Raw genomic sequence first — 24,816 nt, 5'->3', positions numbered from 1 at the left:
TTAAGTTTTAATTACATGAATAATGCAACTGCTATATCAATTACTTTGATTCCGATAAACGGAACGATAATACCTCCCAATCCGTACCACAGTAAGTTTCTTCTCAATAACGCCGAAGCTCCGATCGGTTTGTAAGTAACCCCTTTTAAGGCTAACGGAATTAAGAACGGAATTACAATTGCATTGAAAATTACGGCTGATAAAATGACACTCTCCGGACTGTGTAACTGCATGATGTTTAATCCTTGCAATGATGGGATTGCAGTGATGAAAAGAGCCGGAATGATAGCAAAATACTTCGCCACGTCGTTCGCAATACTGAAAGTGGTTAACGTACCTCTTGTCATTAGTAATTGCTTGCCGATTTCAACAATTTCAATCAGTTTGGTCGGATCGTTGTCTAAATCCACCATGTTACCTGCTTCTTTAGCAGCCTGAGTTCCACTGTTCATCGCAACGCCCACATCAGCCTGAGCTAAAGCCGGTGCATCATTGGTACCGTCACCCATCATGGCTACTAGCTTACCAAGTTGTTGTTCGTTTTTGATGTAATTCATTTTATCTTCCGGTTTGGCTTCGGCGATGAAATCATCCACACCGGCTTTTTCGGCAATAAACTTAGCAGTTAGCGGATTGTCTCCGGTAACCATTACGGTTTTTACACCCATTTTACGCAAACGCTCAAAACGTTCCTGAATTCCGGGTTTTATAATGTCCTGTAATTCGATAACACCCACTACTTTTTCATTTTCAGAAACTACTAGAGGCGTTCCACCGTTGCTTGAAATTTCGGTTACTCTTTCGGCAGTTTCTTTCGGGAAAGTAAAACCTGCATTTACACTCAGATTTCGGATTGCATCAAAAGCCCCTTTCCTGATTTTGGTTCCGTTGGGAAGATTCACCCCGCTGCTTCTGGTTTCGGCGGTAAATTTTATTAATGTGGCTCCTTCAATGGAAAGATTTCTCACCGCATCTTTTCCGGCCAATTCGATGATGGATTTTCCTTCCGGCGTTTCATCGGCTAAAGAGGAAAGTACACAGGCTTTCACAAAATCCGATTCGGCAACGCCATTGGCAGGGTAAAAATGAGTTGCTTTTCGGTTACCGATGGTGATGGTTCCGGTTTTATCCAATAAAAGCACATCGATGTCACCGGCAGTTTCCACCGCTTTACCTGATTTTGTTATCACATTGGCACGCAGCGCTCTGTCCATTCCCGCAATACCGATAGCCGATAGTAATCCGCCGATGGTAGTTGGAATTAAGCAGACAAAAAGTGAAATAAACGCCGCAATGGTGATTGGGATATTAGCGTAATCCGCAAAAGGTTTCAGCGTCACACATACTATAATAAATATCAAAGTGAATCCTGCAAGCAAGATGGTCAGCGCAATTTCATTTGGTGTTTTCTGACGTGATGCTCCTTCCACCAAAGCAATCATTTTATCAAGGAAACTTTCGCCGTGTTCGATGGTTACCTGTACTTTAATTTTGTCTGACAAGACTTTTGTACCTCCGGTAACCGAACTTTTATCGCCTCCGGCTTCACGAATTACCGGTGCGCTTTCTCCGGTTATGGCACTTTCATCAATCGTAGCCAAACCTTCTATAATTTCACCGTCTGTCGGGATGATATCGCCCGCTTCACAAATGAAAACATCACCTTTAACAAGACTTGAAGAAGGTACAACTACAACTTCGTTTACGTGTAATTCGCCTACACGCTCTATTTTTTTGGCAGGAGTTTCTTCTCTTGTTTTTCGCAAACTGTCGGCTTGAGCTTTACCCCGCGCCTCAGCAATAGCTTCAGCGAAATTGGCAAACAAAAGCGTAAAAAGCAGAATTACAAAAATTGTGAAGTTGTATGCAAAACTACCTTGTGATTGTTCTCCGGCTAAAATCCAAAGGCATACACAAAACATTACTGCTGTTCCGATTTCTACCGTGAACATAATTGGGTTTCGGAAAAGTGTCACAGGATTGAGCTTCAAAAAGGATTGTTTTAAAGCCTCCATTATCAATTCTTTCTGAAACAGGGATTTATTTTTAGTTTTCATTTTTATAAAATTGAATGTTGTACATTTTCAACGATTACTTCATTGAAAAATATTCGGCTATCGGTCCTAATGCCAAAGCAGGGAAGAACGACAAGGCTGCAATGATTGCGATTACGGAAAAAATCATTAGTCCGAAAGTTGTCGTATCCGTTTTTAAAGTGCCTGCACTTTCCGGAATGTGTTTCTTATTGGCTAAAATTCCGGCTATCGCGATTGGTCCGATTATTGGCAAAAATCTGGAAAGCAGCAAAACGATTCCGGTTGTGATATTCCACCACGGATTGTTGTCGCCCAAACCTTCAAATCCGCTACCGTTATTGGCTGATGACGAAGTGAATTCATAAAGAATCTCGCTGAATCCGTGAAACCCGGGATTGTTCAATGTACTGGCTCCCTGTTCTGGAAAACCGGTCGATAAGGCAACTCCCACTAATATCAACAGGGTGTGAAACAAGGCTACAATCATGGCGATTTTCATTTCACGGGCTTCGATTTTCTTCCCTAAAAACTCGGGCGTTCTTCCCACCATCAATCCGCTGATAAATACAGCCAGTATGATGAAAATGTAGAAGTTTAGTAATCCGACACCACAACTACCGTAGAAACAGTTAACCATCATGGCCAGCAATTGATTCATACCCGACAAAGGCATGGCACTGTCGTGCATCGAGTTTACCGAACCGGTAGAAATTACTGTTGTGGCGATACTCCAATACCCTGAAGCTGCTGCTCCGAAACGAACTTCCTTACCTTCGGTTGCACCATTAGATGTATCGATTCCCATGGCTTCGATTTCGGGATTTCCATTCATTTCTGCCATGACAGTCGGAACTGTTAAGGCTAAAAATCCGATGGTCATGACGCTGAAAATCATCCAAGATAATTTGCGTCGGTTTAAGTAAAAACCAAGGGCGAAAATCATGGCAAACGGAATAATCATCTGCGCTATCATTTCAACCATATTGGTGAAATAATTAGGGTTTTCTAACGGATGTGACGAATTGGTTCCGAAAAAACCACCGCCATTGGTTCCCACATGTTTGATAGCTGTAAAAGCGGCAACAGGTCCTGTAGAAACCTGAACGGTATCACCCTGAAGCGTTGTAATTGTATCTTTTCCTTCAAAAGTCATTGGCGTACCGTTGAATAACAAAACAACTGCTACAACTACTGAAACCGGTAACAAAATACGGGTACACGATTTAATAAAATAGTTGTAGAAATTACCCAGTTTTTCGGTAGTTCTTTCTTTTAAGGCATTGAACAACACAGCGGCAGCGGCTAAACCGATCCCTGCAGACACAAACTGTAAGAACATTAAAAACAACTGACTCAGATAAGTGACTCCGGTTTCCCCGGAATAGTGCTGCAGGTTACAGTTTACCAAAAACGAGATTGCGGTATTGAAAGCCAGATCTGCGGTCATGTTCGGATTGTTATCCGGATTTAGCGGAAGCCATCCCTGGCACATTAAGATAATCATTCCCAACAGGAACCAAATCGTGTTTAATGTCAGCAAAACAAACATATGTTGTTTCCAGTTCATTTCTTTGGTTGCATCTATGCCACTTATTTTATAGAATAGTTTTTCTATCGGATTAAAGACAGGATCTAAAAATGTTTTCTGACCTGTATATACTTTTGCAATGTACTTTCCTAACGGAATGGATAATCCAAGTGTTATGAGAAACATCGCTACGATTCCTATAATTTCTGTGTTCATGGTTTAAAATTTTTCGGGTTTAACTAACACATAACAGATATAGGCAAAAACGGCTATGGCTATGATGAATAAAGCTACCATATACTTAAATTTTATCGAAATAATAAATTGATGCGTAAAGGATTGCAAAACAAAGCAGTCCCACTACTGTTAAAACTACTGTCATCATACTCCTGAAGTATTAATCTGTTTGACATATTCATTGCGGAGTGTAACCGGTAACATTTTTGAAATCGGATATCGGTTCAATTCCAGATAATGCGAAACCGAGTACAAATACACATTGGTAATGGCATTTTTCATTTCTTCATTACCTTTACTTAGTAACTCATCAGCAAGAGCGAGACATCTTTTAGTTCTTGCCTTTTTGCCCAACTGCAAACTGCTGATGGTAATGCTGGCCAAGCGTTCCATTTTTCTGACCAGACTTTCATTAAACTGTTTCATATATGTAAAATTTATTTGTTAGCAGTCATATATAGTATCGCTTTTTATTTATCGGTGTTTGCTTGCGTAAACTTCTGGTTAATGGCGATTTCATAAAACATGAATTTATTTTTCTGTTCTATGCCAAAAAGCGAACCTCTTTTTTAGGAAAAGGTTTAAAGTTCACATACTGTGATGTTTATGGTTTTTATGAAGTTTGTGCCAAAGAAAAACCCTATCAAAACGATAGGGTAGGTACTTTCAAAACGATAGGGTTTTTAGCTTATTTTGTATTCTTCCAGCTTTCGGTATAAGGTTGTCAGGGCAATTCCGAGCAGTCTTGCGGTCTCCGTTTTATTGTGGTTTGTATAATTCAGTACTTTTTGGATATGAATTTTTTCGGCGGAAGCCATTGAAAATGCAGACATAGTTTTATCGGAATCTGTATTGCTGAAATCTTTCAGTTGTTGGATTTCAAACGGAAGACAGTCAGGCAGAAGTACATCTCCGGTTTCCAAAATCACACTGCGCTCCAGAACATTTTTGAGTTCACGGATATTTCCCGGCCAAGTGTGCAATTTCAACAAGTGAATAAACTCATCGGAAATCGATTTTATCTTTTTATTCGTTTTTAAAGCGAAAGAATTCAGAAAATATTTTGCCAAAAGTTCAATATCAATCACACGTTCCCGCAATGCAGGTAATTTAATTTGAAAAACTGAAAGACGGTAATATAAATCCTGACGGAAATGGCCTGCTTCAATCTCTTTTGTTAAATCGCGATTCGTTGCAGTTATTATCCGGACATCGACTTTGGTAACCTTGCTTTCACCCACTTTGATAAATTCTCCGTTTTCAATTACGCGGAGTAATTTCGCCTGTAAATCGAGTGCCATTTCGCCGACTTCATCCAGAAAGATGGTTCCGTTATTTGCCTCTTCGAACAACCCTTTTTTGTCCTTGGTTGCTCCGGTAAACGCTCCGGCAGTATGTCCGAACATTTCACTTTCCAGTAAATCATGGCTGAAAGCCGAACAGTTAATGGCCACAAAATGTTTGTTTTTTCGGTTACTTGACTGATGAATCGCCTGCGCGAAAACTTCTTTTCCGGTTCCGGTTTCGCCGGTTAGCAACACTGTTGTATCGGTTACAGCAACTTTTTTAGCCAGTTCAATAGCTTGTTGTAATGCTTTTGAGTTTCCGATTATCCCGTCAAAAGAGAACTTGGTTTCCAATTGCGCTTCCAACTGTGAAACTCTTTTTGTCAGCGTTCCTTTTTCTATAGCGCGGTGGAGCAGCGGAATGATTTTATTATTATCATCACCTTTTACGATATAATCAAAAGCGCCGTTTTTTATAGCCTGAACACCGTCGGGAATATTTCCGTAGGCGGTAAGCAGAATAACCTCGACAGATGGATTTTTGTCTTTGATAATTGCGGTTAAATCCACACCGTTACCATCGGGTAGTTTGACATCGCATAAAACAACATCAATATTGTTTTGCTCCAATTTTTTTAATCCCGATTTACAATCGCCTGCTTCGACAACCTCAAAGCCTTCGAGATGTATAATTCGGGCAATCAATCCGCGAAGTTTTTCTTCGTCGTCAATGATTAAGATTTTCTTCAATTAAAATTAGGATTTAATTATTTTGTAAAATTAGCAATCCGACATGTTAACAGCAACAGCCAAACCGCCTTCGGACGTTTCTTTGTATTTGTTATTCATGTCTTTTGCGGTTTGCCACATCGTATCCACCACTTTATCCAAAGGCACTTTTGCGTTTTTCGGATCAGTTTCCATAGCTAATTCGGCTGCGTTGATGGCTTTGATGGCTCCCATCGTATTTCTTTCGATACACGGAATCTGAACCAAACCGCCAATAGGGTCGCAGGTTAAACCTAAATGGTGTTCCATGGCGATTTCGGCAGCAACCAGAACCTGTTCCGGAGTTCCGCCCATCACTTCACATAAGGCTGCTGCTGCCATGGCTGAGGATACGCCAATTTCGGCCTGACATCCACCCATAGCGGCAGAAATGGTAGCGCCTTTTTTAAATATACTGCCCACTTCACCGGCAACCATTAGGAATTGTTTGATATGTTCTTCGTTGGCTTCGTGGTTTTCAATTACCATATAATACATTAAAACGGCAGGAATAACACCGGCGCTTCCATTGGTAGGTGCTGTTACAACGCGTCCTAGGGCTGCATTTACTTCGTTAACTGCCAAAGCAAAACAGCTAACCCATTTTAATATCTGACGGAATTTCACTTCGGTCATACGAATGGTTTCCAGCCACGATTGCGGGTTGTCATACGGTAAAACACCGATAAGATTTTTATGCATGTCATACGCACGACGACGGACATTCAATCCTCCCGGTAAAGTTCCTTCCGAATGGCATCCGATGTAAATACATTCTAACATGGTGTTCCAGATGCGCATCAACTCATGATCGATTTCTTCTTCGGAACGCATTGATTTCTCGTTTTCAAATACGATTTCGGAAATCTTTTTGTTTTCTTTTTTGCAATACGTCAGAAGTTCTTCCGCTTTATCAATTGGAAATGGGAAACTGCGTTTTATTTCTTTGTTTTCTTTCGAATGTTCACGGTCTTCCTTCACCACGAATCCGCCACCGATAGAGTAGAAGGTAGAGGAATATTCTTCAGTATCAGTGATAACCGTAAACGTCAGACCATTCGCATGAAACGGTAAGAAGTTTTTGTTGAAAACGATATCATTTTCAAAATCGAAAGGAATGATGATTTCGTTTCCGAGGAAGATTTCCTTTTTATTTTTTATAGCCGTGATAATCACATCGATGCTTTCCACAGGGATATATTCCGGATCGGCACCGCTTAAACCAAGCATTACGGCCAAATCGGTAGCGTGTCCTTTTCCTGTCAGCGAAAGCGAACCGTATAAATCCACTTTAATTCGGTTAATATTATCGATGAGGTTACGTTCGCGGATTTCGGCAAGAAATTGTTCGGCAGCACGCCACGGGCCTAAAGTGTGTGAACTTGAAGGTCCAACACCAATTTTAAGCATATCGAAAACGGAAATACATTCCATAATTTATTCTATAATTTATTATTTATGACAAAGGTAATTCTATAATTTGACAGTTCATAACGGTTTGATTTTTTATAACAACCTTAACATCAGACTTTATGTTTTAAAACAGTATTTTTGAGCAGTCAATCAAAAAATCATCATGAATAGCATTGTGTTTATTATAGTAACGTTTTTGTTTTCAGTTGTTTGTTTTCCGCAATCACAAAGGGAACTTTACAAGGAAAGTACGGAAGCGTATAAGAATAAAAATTACGTTCAGTTTTTAAAAATCACTCAGAAATTAGACAGTCTTCGGCCTTCGCATCCAACCTATACTTACAATCTGGCAGCGGCATACGCATTGAATAATGAAAGCGAAAAAGCGATTACTGTATTGGAAAAATTGGTGTTGTTGAATAACAAAGTCGATTTTGAAAAAGATGCCGATTTTGATAATCTGAAGGCTACTCCCGGATTTGCGAATGTCATTCAGATGAAAGCCGACCTGAACAAAATCATAAGTCATTCTGAAAAAGTTATTTTCCTATCTGAAAAAGATCTGCATCCTGAAAGTCTATTCTATTTGTCCAATCAGAAAATCTGGCTGGCATCAAGCATCCGAAAAAAGAAAATTGTAGCCTTTGATTTTAAAACCGGTCAATGTTCGGATTGGTTTGCGGAAAGTAATTTTTCGGTATTTGCCATGAAAGCCGATGCAAAAGAAAAATACCTTTGGGTTGCTACTACCGCAATGCCTGAGATGATTGGTTTTTCAAAAGAAATGGAAGGTCAATCAGAAATCCTGAAAATTGATATCAAAACCCGAAAAATTGTTAAGCGATTTCCGGTAGCAGGAAACCATGTTTTTGGCGATTTGGTTATTACAAAAGATGGCGATGTTTATGTTTCGGACAGTGGCGAAGCGCTGATTTACAAAATTTCGGGCGATATACTTTCGGTTTGGCTGGATCTGAAATCGGAAGCGTTTAATTTGCAGGGAATTACGTTTGATAGAAACCAATCGAAATTGTTTATTGCTGATTATCTGAAAGGGATTTTGGTTATAGATGTTAAAAATCCGCAAAACAGAAATTGGCTGACGTTTCCGAAAGGCGCCACGGTAAAAGGGATTGACGGTTTGGTTTTTCATGAGAATTCACTTTTTGCCATTCACAACGGTGTGAAACCGATTCGTGTAATTCAGTACAATCTGAATGGCAACCAGATTTCCGATTTCAAAATTATCGATAATAACCGACCGGAATTCGATGAGCCTGCTTTGGCCACGGTTGTTGGCGGAAAATTGGTTTTCTTTTCCAATTCGCCATGGAAAGCCTATGATAAATCTTTTAATCTGGACCCAACGAAATTTGAAAACCCAATGTTGTATCAGTATGAAATCTTACGGAATAATTAATCTTAAAATGACATTAATGTGTCGTAAATTAAATGTCAAATATAGGTTTTAACGATTATTTATGTTCAGACAAATGTCAATTAATGTCATCCTGTCAGTTTTTTTGAATCGTTTTTTGGCGGAATCTGACATTTTATATTTTTTTTCTTCTTGGCACAATCATTGTCATTTGCATCTCGAGTTTTAAACTTTTGAATTAAAATTAAACTATTATAAAAATGAGTAAGATTATTGGAATCGACTTAGGAACAACAAACTCTTGCGTATCCGTAATGGAAGGTGGAGAACCAGTTGTAATTGCTAATGCCGAAGGAAAAAGAACAACACCGTCTGTAATTGCATTTGTGGAAGGTGGCGAAATTAAAGTGGGTGATCCTGCGAAAAGACAAGCAGTAACGAATCCAACAAAAACTATTGCTTCCATCAAACGTTTCATGGGTAATAAATACACAGAAAGCGCTAAAGAAGCATCAACTGTAGCTTATAAAGTAGTTAAAGGTGATAACGATACCCCACGTGTTGATATCGACGGAAGACTTTACACGCCACAGGAATTATCAGCAATGGTACTTCAGAAAATGAAAAAAACGGCTGAAGATTATTTAGGAACTACAGTTACAGAAGCGGTTATTACCGTTCCGGCTTACTTTAACGATGCACAACGTCAGGCTACAAAAGAGGCTGGTGAAATTGCAGGTTTAAAAGTACGCAGAATCATCAACGAACCTACAGCTGCTGCATTGGCTTACGGTTTGGATAAATTAGGCCACGATCACAAAATCGCAGTTTACGATTTAGGTGGAGGTACGTTCGATATTTCTATCCTTGAATTAGGAGACGGCGTTTTCGAAGTATTGTCTACAAACGGAGATACACACTTAGGTGGTGATGACTTCGATCAGGTAATTATCGATTGGTTAGCTAACGATTTCAATGCTGCTGAAGGTCTTGATTTACGTAAAGACCCAATGGCATTACAGCGTTTGAAAGAAGCTGCTGAAAAAGCTAAAATTGAATTATCATCTTCTGCTCAGACAGAAATCAACTTACCATACGTTACGGCTACTGCTACAGGACCAAAGCACTTAGTACAGACATTAACTCGTGCAAAATTCGAGCAATTGGCTGATTCTTTGATCAAACGTTCTATGGAGCCGGTTGCAAAAGCATTAAAAGATGCTGGTTTATCAACATCGGATATCGACGAAGTAATCTTAGTAGGAGGTTCAACACGTATTCCTGTAATTCAGGAGCAGGTTGAGAAATTCTTCGGAAAAAAACCATCAAAAGGAGTTAATCCGGATGAAGTAGTTGCCATTGGAGCTGCTATCCAAGGTGGTGTATTAACTGGAGACGTGAAAGACGTATTGTTATTAGACGTTACGCCGCTTTCATTAGGTATCGAAACTATGGGAGGTGTAATGACTAAATTAATCGAGTCAAATACTACTATTCCAACTAAAAAATCTCAGGTTTTCTCTACAGCAGGAGATAATCAGCCATCAGTAGAAATTCACGTAATTCAAGGTGAGCGTACCATGGCGGCTGACAACAAAACAATCGGTCGTTTCCATTTAGACGGAATTCCGCCTGCACCAAGAGGAGTTCCTCAAATTGAAGTAATCTTTGATATCGATGCTAATGGTATTATCCACGTAACAGCAGTTGATAAAGGAACAGGTAAATCACACGATATTCGTATCGAGGCTTCTTCAGGATTAACTCCGGAAGAAATCGAAAAAATGAAAAAAGAAGCTGAAATGAACGCGGAGGCAGACAAATTAGCTAAAGAAAAAGTAGATAAATTAAACGAAGCTGACGGAATGATTTTCCAAACGGAAAAACAATTGTCTGAGTTCGGAGATAAATTATCTGATGGAAACAAAGCAAATATCCAAAGTGCTTTAGACGGATTGAAAGCGGCATACGAAACTAAAGATATCGTTACAATTCAACCTGCTTTAGACGCTATCAACGAAGCTTGGAAAAACGCTTCAGAGGAAATGTACAAAGCACAGGCAGAAGGACAAACTCAAGAAGCACAGCCACAAGCAGACGCTTCAGGAGATACAACTCAGGATGTAGACTTTGAGGAAGTGAAATAATCTTTTCGCAATTATATTTTAAACCACGCTTAACGGCGTGGTTTTTTATTTCAATTTTTACCGCAGATTCGCAGATTATTTATATAGATTAAGTTTTTAATCTGCGAATCTGTGGTTATTTTTAATTTTAACTTTCGCAATTATATTTTAAACCACGCTTAACGGCCTATCGTCTGGACACATCTCTAAAAAATAGTGTACAGATGATGCACATTGAAAAGATTTGCACTGATTTCATATCCATATTAAAAAACTTAGCCACGAATTCACTAATTTGTACAAATTAATTAGTGAATTCGTGGCTAAAATTTTATTTAAATATTTGTGTCCAGACGGTAGCTTAACGGCGTGGTTTTTTTATTTCAATTTTTACCGCAGATTCGCAGATTATTTATATACATTAAGTTTCTAATCTGCGAATCGGTGGTTATTTTTTAATTTTAACCTTGCAGACAGAAAGGCTATAATAATTATTAAACGTTTTACTTTTATGCATTTACCTTGACTTTTTAAAAATAGTGCTTCAAAGTGCTTTTACGAATTTTCTAAATTAATCTGTGAAAATCTGTGGAATCTGTGTTTGTTGTTTTAGATTTTTTAAAATATTTGTTTTTGTAAAAAAAAATTGTATTTTTCCAGAACCAAGTAACCTATAAACAACTTATGAAATCGCCATTAAAAACAGGTTTGCGTAGGCAAACACCAATAAATAAAAAGGCGATAACATATATGACCACTAAAAAATAAATTTTACATATATGAAAAAGACACTTTTATTAATTGCATTAGCATTGATTACCACTGTCGGGTACAGTCAGAAAAAGAAAAAAAGCGGTTCGAATTCAAAAACGACTTCTGAAGTTTTAGCCAAAACGGATAATCTTTCCGCCGAACTGGTTAAAAATGAGTTTCACTTATACCTGAACGAGGGAGGTAAAAAAGAAGTTCTTTTTACCCGTCCGATAGACGCCAAACGAAAATTATCAGAATGTAAAATAACAAGTTTTAAAGCTAAAGATACGCAGTTATATTACATTTCATGGATTGAAAAAGGAACCGTTAAAACCAATTTAAAAACGGAAGATATAACCAGTGTCGTTTCTGAAATTTGGGAGGTATCCACAAAGACACAGGTAGCTGCAAACACGCAAACCACTACGAATATCACCGAAAAAGTGTTCCTGGATGCATCAAAAGAGGTTTCAGAGACCCAGCAAAGAAAACGAAGTGAGGGATCGGAGTTTAAATTGTTACCCAATGGTGATGCAATACTGAAAGGCAAAGCGGAAAATAAATATACTTATGATCCGGTTACCAAAAAGTATGTGTTGGCAGGAGGTAAGAAAAAATAATAGGAATTAGACCAGTGGAAACAACCCACTGGTTTTTTTATATAAAATTGACGATATTTACAGTCCTCAAATCAAATTCGAAAAGCAGAAATTATGATGAACAAAAATACAGTTTTAGGATGGGCAACGTTAATCATGGTTATTATGGGTTGCATACTGATTGGTCTTGCGGTGTACCGTTATGCAGACGTTGCAGGATGGGGTTTTGGTGCTGTGGGTATCGGATTCTTTTCTATCGCATGGGTTTTTAATGCATTGAAAGGTAGAGTATAAGGAAAGAATTAAGAAGAGCGTATTAGAAACGGTATACTATTTTTAGATTTTAAAACAATAAGCTATTGCGTAGAGTAATAGCTTTTTTGTTTTCTGATGGTTTTTGTTTTCTCTTATATCAATGAATTACTGTATCCGAAATTACATTTCTCGCTGCTATTTGTAAGTATATGTAGTGAATGTTTCGGATACACTCAAAACGGTGCTTTACATAAAATGAAAATCATTATGATTCGAATCATAATGATTTTATTTACCTGTTAGTTGAAGTCTCTTTTTATTCATAATATTTTACTTATTATCGATTAAAACTGGGTTTGACCGAATATATATGTTAAATTTTTAAAAAAAATCATACATTTAATCCGCTAATCTTTTAATCAAAACCTAAAATCATGAGGAACATTTTTACAATTATAGCGTTCTTTTTATGTGCAGTTACTTTGCATGCACAGGATGAACCTAAGAAAAGTATGGAAATTTACGGCTTCATTATGATGGATGCCGGGTATAATTTTGATCAAATTCATCCGGATTGGTATGATGTAGTGAGACCAACCAAGTTACCGACAGTTGAAAATCAGTATGGTACAGACGGGAATACTTATTTTTCGGTTCGTCAGACCCGATTAGGCTTTAAGAACTATTTTGATACTCCGATGGGTGAGCTAAAAACCCAATTTGAATTTGAAATGTTCGGGACAGGTGTAGATGCAGGACAAACCACTATGCGTCTGCGTCATGCTTACGCAGAGTTGGGTAAGTTCGGAGTTGGACAGACTTGGAGCCCGTTTATGGACATAGATGTGTTTCCGAACACAGTGGAGTACTGGGGTCCCACCGGTATGGCTTTCTACCGAAACGTTCAGATTCGTTACATGCCGATTCAAGGGGATACACGTTTGACCTTCGCTTTGGAAAGACCAGGAGCCAGTGCTGACCAAGGACCTTATTCAGATCGTATTCCTGACGATCTCGCACCCCGTTTTCCTCTTCCGGATTTATCGTTTGAGTATCGCCATGCAGCCAAATTTGGTTATGTGGAAATAGCGGGAATTGCAAGAAGTATTCAATGGGAAGATACAGATACCACAGACGGTAATGATTTTAGTGATGAGGTTCTCGGCTGGGGACTTAACCTGAGTACCAATTTGAAATTTGGAAAAAGTACGGTTTTCAGAGGATCTGTTCTTTATGGTGAAGGAGTAGAAAACTACATGAATGACGCTCCGGAAGATATCGGAGTTGAAGTTAATTCTGATGGTACTTTAGAAGGTGTTGCTTTACCTGTTACGGGGATTTCAGCATTTATTGATCATAACTGGAATGATAAATTCAGCACTGCGATTGGTTATTCTATGATTGATATTGATAACTCTAACGGACAATCTGATGACGCCTTCAGTAAGGGACAGTACATAGCAGCCAATTTAATGTATTACCCGGTAAAGAATGCAATGATGGGTGTTGAACTTCAATGGGGTGATCGTACCAATTTTAATACAGGAGCTGATCCTGATCTTATTGATGCTTCCATAACAAAAATTCAATTCTCCTTTAAATACAACTTCAGTGAAATTTTCTATAAAAAAAATCAGTAAAACACTAGTAATCAACTAATAAATTATTCTATAATGAAAACGACTATAATCTCATCGGTTAATACAAAACTAATGGCCTTCGTGTTAGGTTTGTTTTTTGTATTCAGTGCCCAGGCACAAAATTTACCACGTGTAAAAATTCTTGCTACAGGAGGAACGATTGCGGGAGCAGGTGCTGCTGCAGACCAAGCCGGTTATAAGGCCGGAGCGCTTCCGATAGATCAGTTATTAAGTGCCGTTCCGCAAATCCATAAGTATGCGACGGTTACCGGTGAGCAGATTTCCAGTATAGGAAGCCAGGATATGAGTATTGAAATCTGGATGAAACTGAACAAACGCATCAATGAGATATTCAGTAAGAATGAAGCGGATGCTGTTGTAATTACCCACGGAACAGACACACAGGAGGAAACTTCTTTTTTCCTTAATCTGACACTTCGCAGCGATAAACCCGTTGTATTTACAGGATCAATGCGCGCAGCAACAGCAATCAGTGCCGACGGACCCAAAAATCTGTTTGATGCCGTTGTGGTGGCTGCCAGTCCGAAAAGTAAAGGAAGAGGTCCGATCGTAGTATTCTCGGAAAGCATCTTTGACGGAAGGGATATCGTAAAAACAAGTTCCACTCATATGGAGGCCTATACCGCTCCAAATGCCGGCCCGATCGGACAGGTATATGATGCAAAACCGGTTTATTATCAGGAGTCAGCGCGTAAATCAGATAAAAATACCCCGTTTGATATTTCAGGTGTGACTAAAATGCCGCGTGTTGAGATTGTGTATATGTATGCCGATGCAAATCCCTCACTGATAAACGCTTTAGTGAATGAAAAAGTGGACGGAATTGTTATAGCAGGAGTAGGAAACGGAAATTTCAACAAAGCGTATTACGATGCTATTGATGCCGCCGTGAAAAAAGGCGTGGTGGTTTGCAGAGCCACAAGATGTGTTTCCGGTCGTGTTGTACTTAAGGATGAGGTGGATGATGATAAGTTGGGAACCATTGTAAGTGATGACCTAAATCCTCAAAAGGCCCGTATTTTACTGATGATCGGTTTAACCAAAACCAAAGACAAAAAACAATTACAGCAATACTTCTTTGAGTACTAAAGGAATAAGCAGATGTGTGTTGAATGTTTTAAACAGTATTCAGATTTCAAAATAAAATATCATGAAAAAAGTAAAATATAACTGTCTCATATTGTTAATGGGAATCACATTACAATATGCAAATGCCCAAGTTCGAACAGAAAAAGATTTGTTGGGAGAAAAGCAGATTCCCGCTGATGCTTACTACGGAGTACAAACCCTAAGAGCATTGGAAAATTTTCAGGTCAGCGGAGTAAAAACGAACTTTTATCCCGACTATGTAAAAGCCTACGCCATAGTAAAGCTGGCAGCCGCCAGAGCCAACGGTGAGGTGGGCCGAATGAAAAAAGACAGACTTGCGGCCATAGAAAAAGCCTGCCAAGCAGTAATGGACGGAAAGTATCACGACCAATTTCTGACCGATTTGTATCAGGGAGGAGCCGGAACATCAGCCAACATGAATGCGAATGAGGTTTTGGCGAACATCGCCCTTGAGATGATGGGGAAGAAGAAGGGGGAATACCAGTACATTGAACCTCATGACGATTTAAACATGGGACAGTCTACAAACGATGTGTATCCCACGGCCATCCACATAGCATTGATATTGCATAACGATAAACTTATAAAAGAAGCAAAGTTATTATCACAGTCTTTCCATAAAAAAGGGGATGAGTTCGGCAAACTTTTAAAAATGGGGCGTACGGAAGGTCAGGATGCCGTTCCCATGACATTGGGGCAGGAGTTTCATGCCTTTGGTTACCAGATTGATGCCGCCATTGAAGCGTTGCGTAAATCGGAAGAGTATCTGTATGAAGTGAATATGGGAGCCACAGCGATTGGTACCGGCTTAACGGCAACCCCGGGCTATGCAGAAAAATGTTCTGCCCAACTCGCAAAAATTACAGGTAAACCGATTACAACAGCTAAAGATCTTATTTCCGCAACAAGCAGTATGCAGGCCTTTGTGATGTATTCTTCGGCAATGAAAAACTTAGCGGTTACCTTATCTAAAATCAGCAGCGATTTGATTTTCCTTGCAACTGGTCCGCGTACCGGTATTTTCGAAATCAATTTGCCGGCACTACAGCCCGGTTCCTCAATTATGCCGGGAAAAGTGAATCCTGTAATGCCGGAATTGATGAATCAGATTTGTTTTAAAGCGATAGGGAATGATGTAACGGTTACGTTCGCATCGCAGGACGGACTTTTACAGTTAAATGCCTATGAACCCGTGGTTGCGGTTGCTATCATGGAATCACAAGCCTTGTTCTACAAATCGATGCCGTTATTCCGTAAAAATTGTATCGACGGAATCACAGCCAACGAAAAAGTATTGAAATATTACATGGAGCGCAGTGTCGGTATTGTTACCGCTCTTAATCCGGTTCTTGGTTATGAAAAAACAACAGAATTGGCCAAGGAAGCATTGGAAACCAATAAAGGTATTCTTGAACTAATCCGTGAAAAGAAATTGCTTACCGAAGATCAGATTAAGAAATTGTTGGATCCGGCTACTATGACCGGACAGCAGAAAAAATAGTTGTGGAATTTGTTTTGGAGAGATCCGAAAATAAAATGTGTCCCAATGAAATTACTCGAAATTGAAGGCAAAAGCCAGGTAAAAAAATCGAATAGGATAAAAAAAACCTTGTTATCACTGCTTTTTGTGGTAACAGGGTTTGTTTCGTATGCGCAGGTTACACCAAAAGAACCGACTCTGGATGGGACTGAGGGAGAAGTTTTTAAGGAAAAGGATACAATTGCTTCTGAAAAAAAAATATCAAGAGCCAATGAATTCGAAAACGATTTTTCCACATTGAGGTTTGGCGGAGGATTCATGTACGAACATGCATTTTACAGTCAGGATGAGGAGAGTAAAGATCAGGTACAGCTATCTCCAGGCTTTATAGTGAGGGATTTTAGGGTTACGATGTCGGGTAAATTAAAGACAGAGAGGGATATAAGTTGGAAAGTAGGGGTCATGTATGATGGCGCATCCAGGAGTTGGCTCGTGAGAGAAAGCGGTGTTATGATTGGATTTCCGAAATTATCAGGACATATTTTTATAGGACGTACCAAGGAAGGATATTCACTCAGTAAGGTTATGAACGGATATTCGATGTGGCATGTGGAAAGAGCCATGGCTATCGATATTATTCCGATACTGGCAGATGGAGTGAAGTATATGGGGTTTCTTCCAAAACAAAAAATAAACTGGAATATTGGTTATTTTAATGATTTTTTATCTGAGGAACAGAGTTTTTCAAAATATAAATGGCAATTTGCTTCCAGAATTGGCTATCTGCCTATTTATACCGATGCTGTAAAACCGGTAATGCATATAGGAGTTAATTACAGATATGGGGAAACTAAAGATGGTAAATTGCAGGTAAGGTCGAGGCCAGAGGCTAATGGAGCACCTTATTTCGTAGATACAGGAACGTTTTCTGTAAATAACTCAAATCATATTGGAGGTGAATTTTATTACAGGTCAGGAGCTTTCCTTTTTGGATCTGAGTATAATCTCCATATGATGAATTCGCGTGAAACTAAAAATCCGATATTCAAGGGAGGTGAAGTGTTTTTGGCTTACTCGATTACAGGAGAAGTAAGACCTTATTTGAGTAACCCTGGGATATTTACATTCCTTAAACCAAAAAAATCTGTTTTTGAAGGAGGATACGGTGGTTGGGAAGCAATACTTCGTTTTTCTTCTCTTGATCTTAATGATGGAACATTAACTGGTGGTGAATTTTGGAGGATTACACCGATGGTTAACTGGTATCTTTCTGAAAATATCCGATTCTATTTTGCTTACGGATATGGAGTTTTGGATAAAGATAATCAACAAGGTGTCACTAACTTTTTTCAAAGCCGAGTATTGCTAATGTTGTAAGAGGTTGGAGTTTAATTTAAAAGTAAACCGTTTTTCATTCGCTCTAAAAAAAATCAGTAAAGGAGCCTGTTGCGTATTTATTTACCCGGCAGGTTTTTGAATGATTGATAAAATGTGAGGATAATTTTTTGCCTTTGATGAACCAATTTTGTTGATTTCTTCATGTCGCGTGAGGGATAGCAGTGGAAAGCCCGCAACGGAGCGAAGCGCAGAGAGGACTTGCAACGGATAGCCCGACCCGCCGGAAGTATGGAGGCGGGGCACGCCCTCAAAAAAATTGAACAATCTAAAAATCGAATGAACGTACCTAGATTTTTAGGTTAATGTAAAATCATACGAACTACTGAAGTCTGTTTAACAAAAAATGGCATGTCTAAATATTTAAAAGAACTGATAATTACATTTCTGGTCTTTCCAATGTATTTGTATGCCCAAATTCCTGAAAAAAATAAAATTGATTCCCTTCCTTCGATAGCGCAGGATACACTCCTGAAAAATGTTGAGGTAGATACAACGATTTCCAAAAAAGATAAGAAAATCAGAAAAGAGGCCTTTACGCCGGATATTTTACATCTGAAAAACGGAGACAGGTTAACCGGTAAAATTTTGTCGTTCCAACAAGGCCGATTGAGTTTTGATGCGCAGGGACCCGGTATTGTTTCCATAAAATGGCACAAAATATATTCTATTGACGGCGGAAGTAAAATATATAAAGTAGAAAGTATTTACGGGGAAATTTTTATCGGGAAAATAACCCAGTCTCAAATTATGGGTGAAATAATTGTTTTAACCGATTCGGGAGAAAAAATCAAGTCAAGTGAAACAGACGGGTTAAGTGAAACAGCCGGGTCAGGAGAAACTGTTGCGCCAAAAGGAACAATAATTAAGTTTGAAGATATTTTAAGAATTTTTCCTCTTGAAGAAAAATGGTATGAGGGATTTAAAGGCGATATAGGAGCGGGGGTAAGTTATTCAAAGTCGTCTGAAGTATTACGTGTCAGTGCCGAAAGTAACCTTTTTTATGTCATTTCACGATGGCGGTTTGTTAACAATTTCTCTTATATCGCGACTTCAACGGAAAGTTCGGATTACTCGGTGAGAATTCAGGAAAATTTGCAGGAGTTTTATTCGTTACACAAAAAATGGGTGCTGTATCAGGCGAATTCTTTTAACCGAAATGACGAATTGGGTATCGATGCAAAATTATCGTTTGGTTTCGGAATCGGAAATAATCTTGTAATTACCGAACGCCAGAGGTTGCTGTTATTCACAGGTTTTTTACAGAATTTTGAAGACACCATAGAAACGGATAAATTAGTGTCAAACAGTGAATGGCCTGTAACGTTGCAACATTCTGTGTACAGTTTTATAAGTCCGAATCTTTCCTCTACATTTAAATTGGGCTCTTATGTGGGAATTACCGAAAAAGACCGATATCGTTTTGATATGAGTGCAGATCTTACTTGGGAAATAATAAATAATTTCAAAATACAGTTCACTTTTTATTATAATTACGATAATAAGAACATAGTCGGAAAAAGCACAAAAGAGGATAGCGGAACAGAATTGTCTCTTATATTGGAACTGAAGTAAAAAATTTACTGCGGAAAGAAATCTCGCTACTGCGGAGAGAAATCTCCCTATTGCGGTGAGAAATCTCGCTATTGCGGAAAGAAAACTCACTACTGCGGAGAGAAATCTCCCTATTGCGGAAAGAAATCTCGCTATTGCGGAGAGAAAACTCGCTACTGCGGAAAGAAATCTCGCTATTGCGGAGAGAAAACTCGCTACTGCGGAAAGAAATCTCGCTACTGCAGAAAGAAATCTCGCTACTGCGGAAAGAAATTTTGCTGATCTAACAGATAAAACAGATTTTCACTACGTTTTTATAAAAAATGTAATCTGCGCAAATCTGCGAAATCTGCATGAAATTAATTTATCCTGTTTCTAATGCAGATTAAAGGTTTAAATTCCCCGAAAATGTAAATACAGAGTTGCAAAATCGCTTTTAAATTCCTTTATTTAAAGTTATCTTTGTCGGTAGCTTTTAAAAATAAAATAATAACAAACAATAAAATATGTCAGACGATAAGAAAGTGATTTTTTCGATGTCGAAAGTAAGCAAGACTTACTCCAGTACGAATAAGCAGGTTTTAAAAGACATTTATCTGAGTTTTTTCTACGGAGCCAAAATCGGTATACTTGGTTTGAACGGTTCGGGTAAATCGTCACTATTGAAAATTATTGCGGGTGTAGATAAAAACTACCAGGGTGATGTGGTGTTCGCGCCAAATTACACCGTTGGTTATTTAGAGCAGGAGCCGCATCTGGATGAAACCAAAACCGTTATTGAAGTAGTACGCGAAGGCGTTGCCGAAACCATGGCGATTTTGGACGAGTTCAATAAAATAAACGATATGTTCGGTCTTCCGGAAGTCTATGAAGATGCCGATAAGATGCAGAAACTAATGGACCGCCAGGCAGATCTTCAGGATAAAATCGATGCTCATGGTGCATGGGAAATCGATACTAAATTGGAAATCGCGATGGATGCGCTTCGTTGTCCGGATTCTGATACGCCAATCAATGTGCTTTCAGGAGGAGAAAAACGTCGTGTAGCTTTATGTCGTTTACTATTACAGCAACCGGATGTATTGTTACTGGACGAGCCTACCAACCACTTGGATGCCGAGTCGGTATTGTGGTTAGAGCAGCATTTGTCGCAATATGCAGGAACGGTAATCGCAGTAACGCACGACCGTTATTTCCTTGATAATGTTGCGGGATGGATTTTGGAATTAGACAGAGGTGAAGGTATTCCGTGGAAAGGAAATTATTCGTCTTGGTTGGATCAGAAATCAAGCAGAATGGCTTTGGAGGAAAAAACAGCTTCCAAACGTCGTAAAACATTGGAGCGTGAGCTGGAATGGGTTCGCCAGGGTGCCAAAGGACGTCAGACAAAACAAAAAGCGCGTTTACAGAACTACGATAAGTTATTAAACGAAGATCAAAAAGAACTTGACGAAAAATTAGAATTATACATCCCGAACGGACCACGTTTAGGAACAAATGTTATTGAAGCCAAGCATGTTGCCAAAGGTTACGGAGACAAATTGTTATATGACGATTTGAACTTCACCTTGCCACAGGCGGGTATTGTTGGAATTATTGGTCCGAATGGTGCCGGTAAGACTACTATCTTCAAAATGATCATGGATGAATTGCAACCGGACAGCGGAGAATTTGCTACCGGAGATACGGTTAAGATTGCTTATGTTGACCAGTCGCATTCCAATATTGATCCGAATAAATCCATCTGGGAAAACTTCTGTGATGGTCAGGAATTGATCATGATGGGAGGTCGTCAGGTGAATTCAAGAGCGTATTTATCCCGATTCAACTTCGGCGGAAGCGAACAGAATAAAAAAGTAGCCACACTTTCCGGAGGAGAGCGTAACCGTTTGCACCTGGCCATGACGCTGAAAGAAGAAGGAAACGTATTGTTGCTGGATGAGCCAACAAATGATCTGGACATCAATACCCTTCGTGCTTTAGAGGAAGGTTTGGAGAATTTCGCCGGATGTGCCGTGGTTATTTCTCACGACCGTTGGTTCCTGGACAGAATCTGTACACATATTTTAGCCTTTGAAGGCGATTCTCAGGTATATTTCTTTGAGGGAGGTTTCTCAGATTATGAGGAAAACCGTAAAAAACGTTTGGGGGATGTTGCTCCAACCCGAATCAAATATAAAAAACTTATCAGAGGATAATTACTAAAATACGCGGCCCATGAGGTCGCGTATTTTTTTAACAAAATTTATTTTTTTTCTTAGATTTTATTGATGTTATTTGATTTAGGTTTAGTAAATTAACATATTAAAACTTTTGATGAGAGTAAATACGATAAAATTCTTACTTTATTTTTTTCTGCTGAATTTTCAGTTGGCGTTTGCCCAATCTGAAGCGGTGGAACGTAAGAGCGTTTTAAATCTTTTGTCAAAATCAGGACAACATTTTAATAATTTAGAAACAAATGAATCATTATCGTATGCCAAAAAAGCATTAAATGCGGCATATAAAATTGATGACAATCAGTTAATTGCCCGAGCCTATAACCTGATCGGGTTGAACTTTGAGGAGTTTTCGGATTATAAAAAAGCTACTGTTTTTTATTCCAAAGGATTACAATTTGCCAATCTCACTACAAACGACACTTTAAAGGGATGGCTTCATAACAACTTGGGAAATCTGTATTGTTACAGAAAAATAAATTTCAGCAAGGGTGTTCAGTCCTATAAGAAAGCGCTCTTTTATGCCAAAAAAATTAAGGATACAACGGAAATAGCTTTCACAAATCTGAATATAGCTTCGGCATACTTTGCAAAGGAAGAATATGCTACCGGTTTCCCTTATTTAAAAGCTGCAGAACCCTTTGTTGAAGAGATTAATCAGATGGAAGCCACACTTTCCATGAATTCCTTATACGGTTCTTATTACACCCACAATAATGATTTTTCCAGAGCTGAAGCCGCTTTTAAAAAAGCTCTAAGGGTTTGCGAAACTAATAATGTTGAATTCCTTGAAACAAACGTAGCCGAGTTATATGATGACGTCTCAAATTATTATTTTAAAAGAAAGGATTATAAAAACGCATACCTGTACCTGGAAAAACATAGTGAGTTAAAAAGTAAAATCTATAATCAGGCGCGAATTGATGAAGTAAATCTTGAAGGGTCCCATATCGCATTAGACGAATATAAAAGAGAAATTGATAAAATTGAAAACGAAAAACTTGTGCAGATGGACAGGTTAAAACAAACCCGATTAATTGTGGTTATGTTCATTTTCATATTTTTCATCCTTCTTTTGCTGGTATATACGCTTTACAAAAATAATGCGCTCCGAAAAAAATCCAATAAGGAACTGAAAGCGGCTAATGAAGAATTGATGATTGCCAAAGAACAGGCGGAAGAGGCTTCATTGTTAAAATCCCAATTTATTTCCACAATCACTCATGAACTTCGGACCCCGCTGTATGGAGTGGTCGGCATTGCAGAGATGATTGCTGATGAGCATAAAGAACTTAAAAACAGTACTTATCTGAAATCATTGAAGTTTTCAGCGAAATACCTGCTTTCACTGGTTAATGATATTCTTCAGGTGTATAAAATCGAAGAAAAGAAAATTGTTCTGGAGAATACGATCTTCAATCTTGCCGACGAATTGAATTCCATTGTAGAGAGTTTACAGTTTTTGGCAGTAAAGAACAATAACCGATTGGTACTGGAGGTAGACGACAGTATCCCCGAGTTTATAATTACCGATAAGGTTCGATTGTCTCAGATTTTTATGAATCTGATCAGTAATTCGCTGAAATTCACTAATGATGGTGAGGTTAAAATATGTGCCAAACTGGAACGGAATGAGGCTTCTTTTTGTTTTATAACGTTCAACGTCATCGATAACGGAATCGGAATAGCAAAAGAACATCAGAAGAAAATATTTGAAAAATTTGTCCAGATTGAACGAAAAGAAGATGATTATCAGGGAACCGGTTTAGGGTTGTCCATAGTTAAACAGTTGATTTCATTATTTGGAAGTGAAATTCATTGTGAAAGCGAAGAAAATATCGGAACCAAAATGACATTTACCATTGGTTTTGATACCGATGAAAATCACCGTATTGACTTACTTAAAAACCTGGAAGTTGATTTCTCTGAGGAACATACCTATAAGATTTTAGTGGTTGAAGACAATAAGATTAACCAGATTGTAACCAAGAAAATATTGGATATCCGTCATTTTGAAAGTGTGATTGTGGATGACGGTTACGAGGCTGTTAAAATATTGGAAGATCAAACTTTTGATGTGATCCTGATGGACATCAATATGCCGAAAATAAATGGTTTTGATACATCCAAACTTATACGGAAAATGGGGGTAAACACTCCGATAATTGCTGTTACTGCTTTTGACAAACAGGAAATCATGGAGCAGATTGTTGCGTCAAAAATGAACGAAGTCATCGTAAAACCGTTTGATCCTAACTATTTGTACCGTATGATTGTCCTGCTTTCGGATAAAAAAGTTGAGGCTTCAAAAGCAAAAAAGTAAACTGTTTTTTAGAGAATGGTGTAGACAAAAAAAACCGCAAAATCCTCAATTATCGGAAAATTTTACGGTTAATTAATTATGTTATGAATACTAATCCCGATTCATTACAGTTTTCAGGATCAGTGTATCGGAATATTCTTTTTGGAGTTCGAATTTCGATTGGTGTTTTTAGGAATGGTTACATGTAAGATTCCATCTTTGTAAATCGCTTCGATTCTTTCGGTTTCAGCCGCATCAGGAAGATGGAACGAACGGCAGAATGAAGTGTAATTAAACTCTTTTCTTGTATAATTCTCTTTTTTATTGGTTTCTTCAAAACGCTCTTGTTTTTCAGAAGCAATTGAGATTGTCTTATCCTCAATTTCAACTCTGAAATCCTCTTTTTTCATACCGGGAGCTGCCAAATCAATTTGATACTCACGTTCGGTTTCAGACAAATTCACAGAGGGCATTGTACTGCCGATGTCTGTAAAATTTTTAAATCCCCACTCCACAATATCTTTCGGAAAGAACTCTTCCAAAAGTGTATATGGATTTGTTTTCGAATCGTTTTTAGCTAATAATCCCATAACTTTCAGATTTAAATTAATGAAATTTAACCGTTGTAAAGTTACGAAAAATGGTGAGGATGTAAAATTAAATAAATGCTAAAACACTGTTAATCAGATGATTGATTGCTTTTTTAATTTATCCCA

The 24,816-nt window shown here is 38.5% G+C and carries 18 protein-coding genes; 11 read left to right on the top strand and 7 right to left on the bottom strand.

Annotated features, from left to right (window positions below; genetic code table 11):
• Window positions 1-11 precede the first annotated feature (11 nt).
• The 6 genes from kdpB to FLJC2902T_RS07660 all read right to left on the bottom strand — a co-directional run bounded on the left by kdpB (window position 12) and on the right by FLJC2902T_RS07660 (window position 7,289).
• The gene (kdpB, locus tag FLJC2902T_RS07685; RefSeq protein WP_035677811.1) at window positions 12-2,057 is read right to left on the bottom strand and encodes a potassium-transporting ATPase subunit KdpB; all 2,046 of its coding nucleotides are present in this window, start codon (window positions 2,055-2,057) and stop codon (window positions 12-14) included.
• A gap of 34 nt (window positions 2,058-2,091) precedes the next feature.
• Window positions 2,092-3,780, bottom strand: a complete 1,689-nt coding sequence (gene kdpA, locus FLJC2902T_RS07680) for a potassium-transporting ATPase subunit KdpA (RefSeq protein ID WP_023579234.1) — start codon at window positions 3,778-3,780, stop codon at window positions 2,092-2,094.
• A gap of 3 nt (window positions 3,781-3,783) precedes the next feature.
• Window positions 3,784-3,861: a potassium-transporting ATPase subunit F gene (locus FLJC2902T_RS16620; protein WP_155958882.1), complete on the bottom strand. Its 78-nt coding sequence runs from the start codon at window positions 3,859-3,861 to the stop codon at window positions 3,784-3,786.
• Window positions 3,862-3,945: 84 nt separating this feature from the next.
• The gene (locus tag FLJC2902T_RS07675) at window positions 3,946-4,227 is read right to left on the bottom strand and encodes a DUF7674 family protein (RefSeq protein ID WP_023579233.1); all 282 of its coding nucleotides are present in this window, start codon (window positions 4,225-4,227) and stop codon (window positions 3,946-3,948) included.
• A 257-nt stretch (window positions 4,228-4,484) separates the two neighbouring features.
• Window positions 4,485-5,837 (bottom strand): sigma-54-dependent transcriptional regulator, encoded by a 1,353-nt coding sequence (locus tag FLJC2902T_RS07665; protein WP_023579231.1) that lies wholly within the window; start codon window positions 5,835-5,837, stop codon window positions 4,485-4,487.
• A 30-nt stretch (window positions 5,838-5,867) separates the two neighbouring features.
• Window positions 5,868-7,289, bottom strand: a complete 1,422-nt coding sequence (locus FLJC2902T_RS07660; protein WP_023579230.1) for an L-serine ammonia-lyase — start codon at window positions 7,287-7,289, stop codon at window positions 5,868-5,870.
• A 142-nt stretch (window positions 7,290-7,431) separates the two neighbouring features.
• On the opposite strand from FLJC2902T_RS07660, the gene FLJC2902T_RS07655 reads away from it, so the two are divergent.
• From FLJC2902T_RS07655 to FLJC2902T_RS07600, 11 genes are all read left to right on the top strand, one after another.
• Window positions 7,432-8,688 (top strand): TPR end-of-group domain-containing protein, encoded by a 1,257-nt coding sequence (locus tag FLJC2902T_RS07655; protein WP_023579229.1) that lies wholly within the window; start codon window positions 7,432-7,434, stop codon window positions 8,686-8,688.
• A 218-nt stretch (window positions 8,689-8,906) separates the two neighbouring features.
• The gene (dnaK, locus tag FLJC2902T_RS07650; protein ID WP_035677809.1) at window positions 8,907-10,793 is read left to right on the top strand and encodes a molecular chaperone DnaK; all 1,887 of its coding nucleotides are present in this window, start codon (window positions 8,907-8,909) and stop codon (window positions 10,791-10,793) included.
• Between the two features lie 758 nt (window positions 10,794-11,551).
• Window positions 11,552-12,145 (top strand): hypothetical protein, encoded by a 594-nt coding sequence (locus FLJC2902T_RS07645; RefSeq protein ID WP_023579227.1) that lies wholly within the window; start codon window positions 11,552-11,554, stop codon window positions 12,143-12,145.
• A gap of 96 nt (window positions 12,146-12,241) precedes the next feature.
• Window positions 12,242-12,418, top strand: coding sequence for a CAL67264 family membrane protein (locus FLJC2902T_RS07640; RefSeq protein WP_023579226.1), 177 nt, complete (start codon window positions 12,242-12,244; stop codon window positions 12,416-12,418).
• 395 nt (window positions 12,419-12,813) lie between these two features.
• Window positions 12,814-14,019, top strand: coding sequence for a DcaP family trimeric outer membrane transporter (locus tag FLJC2902T_RS07635; protein ID WP_023579224.1), 1,206 nt, complete (start codon window positions 12,814-12,816; stop codon window positions 14,017-14,019).
• Window positions 14,020-14,052: 33 nt separating this feature from the next.
• Window positions 14,053-15,129 carry a type II asparaginase gene (locus FLJC2902T_RS07630; protein ID WP_051364328.1) on the top strand — a complete coding sequence of 359 codons (1,077 nt, stop codon included), beginning with the start codon at window positions 14,053-14,055 and terminating at the stop codon, window positions 15,127-15,129.
• Window positions 15,130-15,226: 97 nt separating this feature from the next.
• Window positions 15,227-16,651, top strand: a complete 1,425-nt coding sequence (locus tag FLJC2902T_RS07625; RefSeq protein ID WP_035678020.1) for an aspartate ammonia-lyase — start codon at window positions 15,227-15,229, stop codon at window positions 16,649-16,651.
• A gap of 45 nt (window positions 16,652-16,696) precedes the next feature.
• The gene (locus tag FLJC2902T_RS07620; protein ID WP_023579221.1) at window positions 16,697-18,007 is read left to right on the top strand and encodes an OprO/OprP family phosphate-selective porin; all 1,311 of its coding nucleotides are present in this window, start codon (window positions 16,697-16,699) and stop codon (window positions 18,005-18,007) included.
• Between the two features lie 369 nt (window positions 18,008-18,376).
• Window positions 18,377-19,600, top strand: a complete 1,224-nt coding sequence (locus FLJC2902T_RS07615) for a DUF481 domain-containing protein (RefSeq protein WP_023579220.1) — start codon at window positions 18,377-18,379, stop codon at window positions 19,598-19,600.
• 485 nt (window positions 19,601-20,085) lie between these two features.
• Window positions 20,086-21,777 carry an energy-dependent translational throttle protein EttA gene (ettA, locus tag FLJC2902T_RS07605; RefSeq protein ID WP_023579219.1) on the top strand — a complete coding sequence of 564 codons (1,692 nt, stop codon included), beginning with the start codon at window positions 20,086-20,088 and terminating at the stop codon, window positions 21,775-21,777.
• Window positions 21,778-21,895: 118 nt separating this feature from the next.
• Complete coding sequence (locus FLJC2902T_RS07600; RefSeq protein WP_023579218.1) at window positions 21,896-24,121, top strand: ATP-binding response regulator; 2,226 nt, start codon at window positions 21,896-21,898, stop codon at window positions 24,119-24,121.
• 119 nt (window positions 24,122-24,240) lie between these two features.
• Here FLJC2902T_RS07600 and FLJC2902T_RS07595 read toward each other — a convergent pair whose 3' ends face one another.
• Window positions 24,241-24,690, bottom strand: coding sequence for an Hsp20/alpha crystallin family protein (locus tag FLJC2902T_RS07595; RefSeq protein ID WP_023579217.1), 450 nt, complete (start codon window positions 24,688-24,690; stop codon window positions 24,241-24,243).
• Window positions 24,691-24,816: the final 126 nt, after the last annotated feature.

Source organism: Flavobacterium limnosediminis JC2902 (genome assembly GCF_000498535.1).
Taxonomy (GTDB): domain Bacteria; phylum Bacteroidota; class Bacteroidia; order Flavobacteriales; family Flavobacteriaceae; genus Flavobacterium; species Flavobacterium limnosediminis.
Note: the sequence above shows the minus strand (reverse complement) of the source record. Positions and strands in the feature narration are given on the sequence as shown.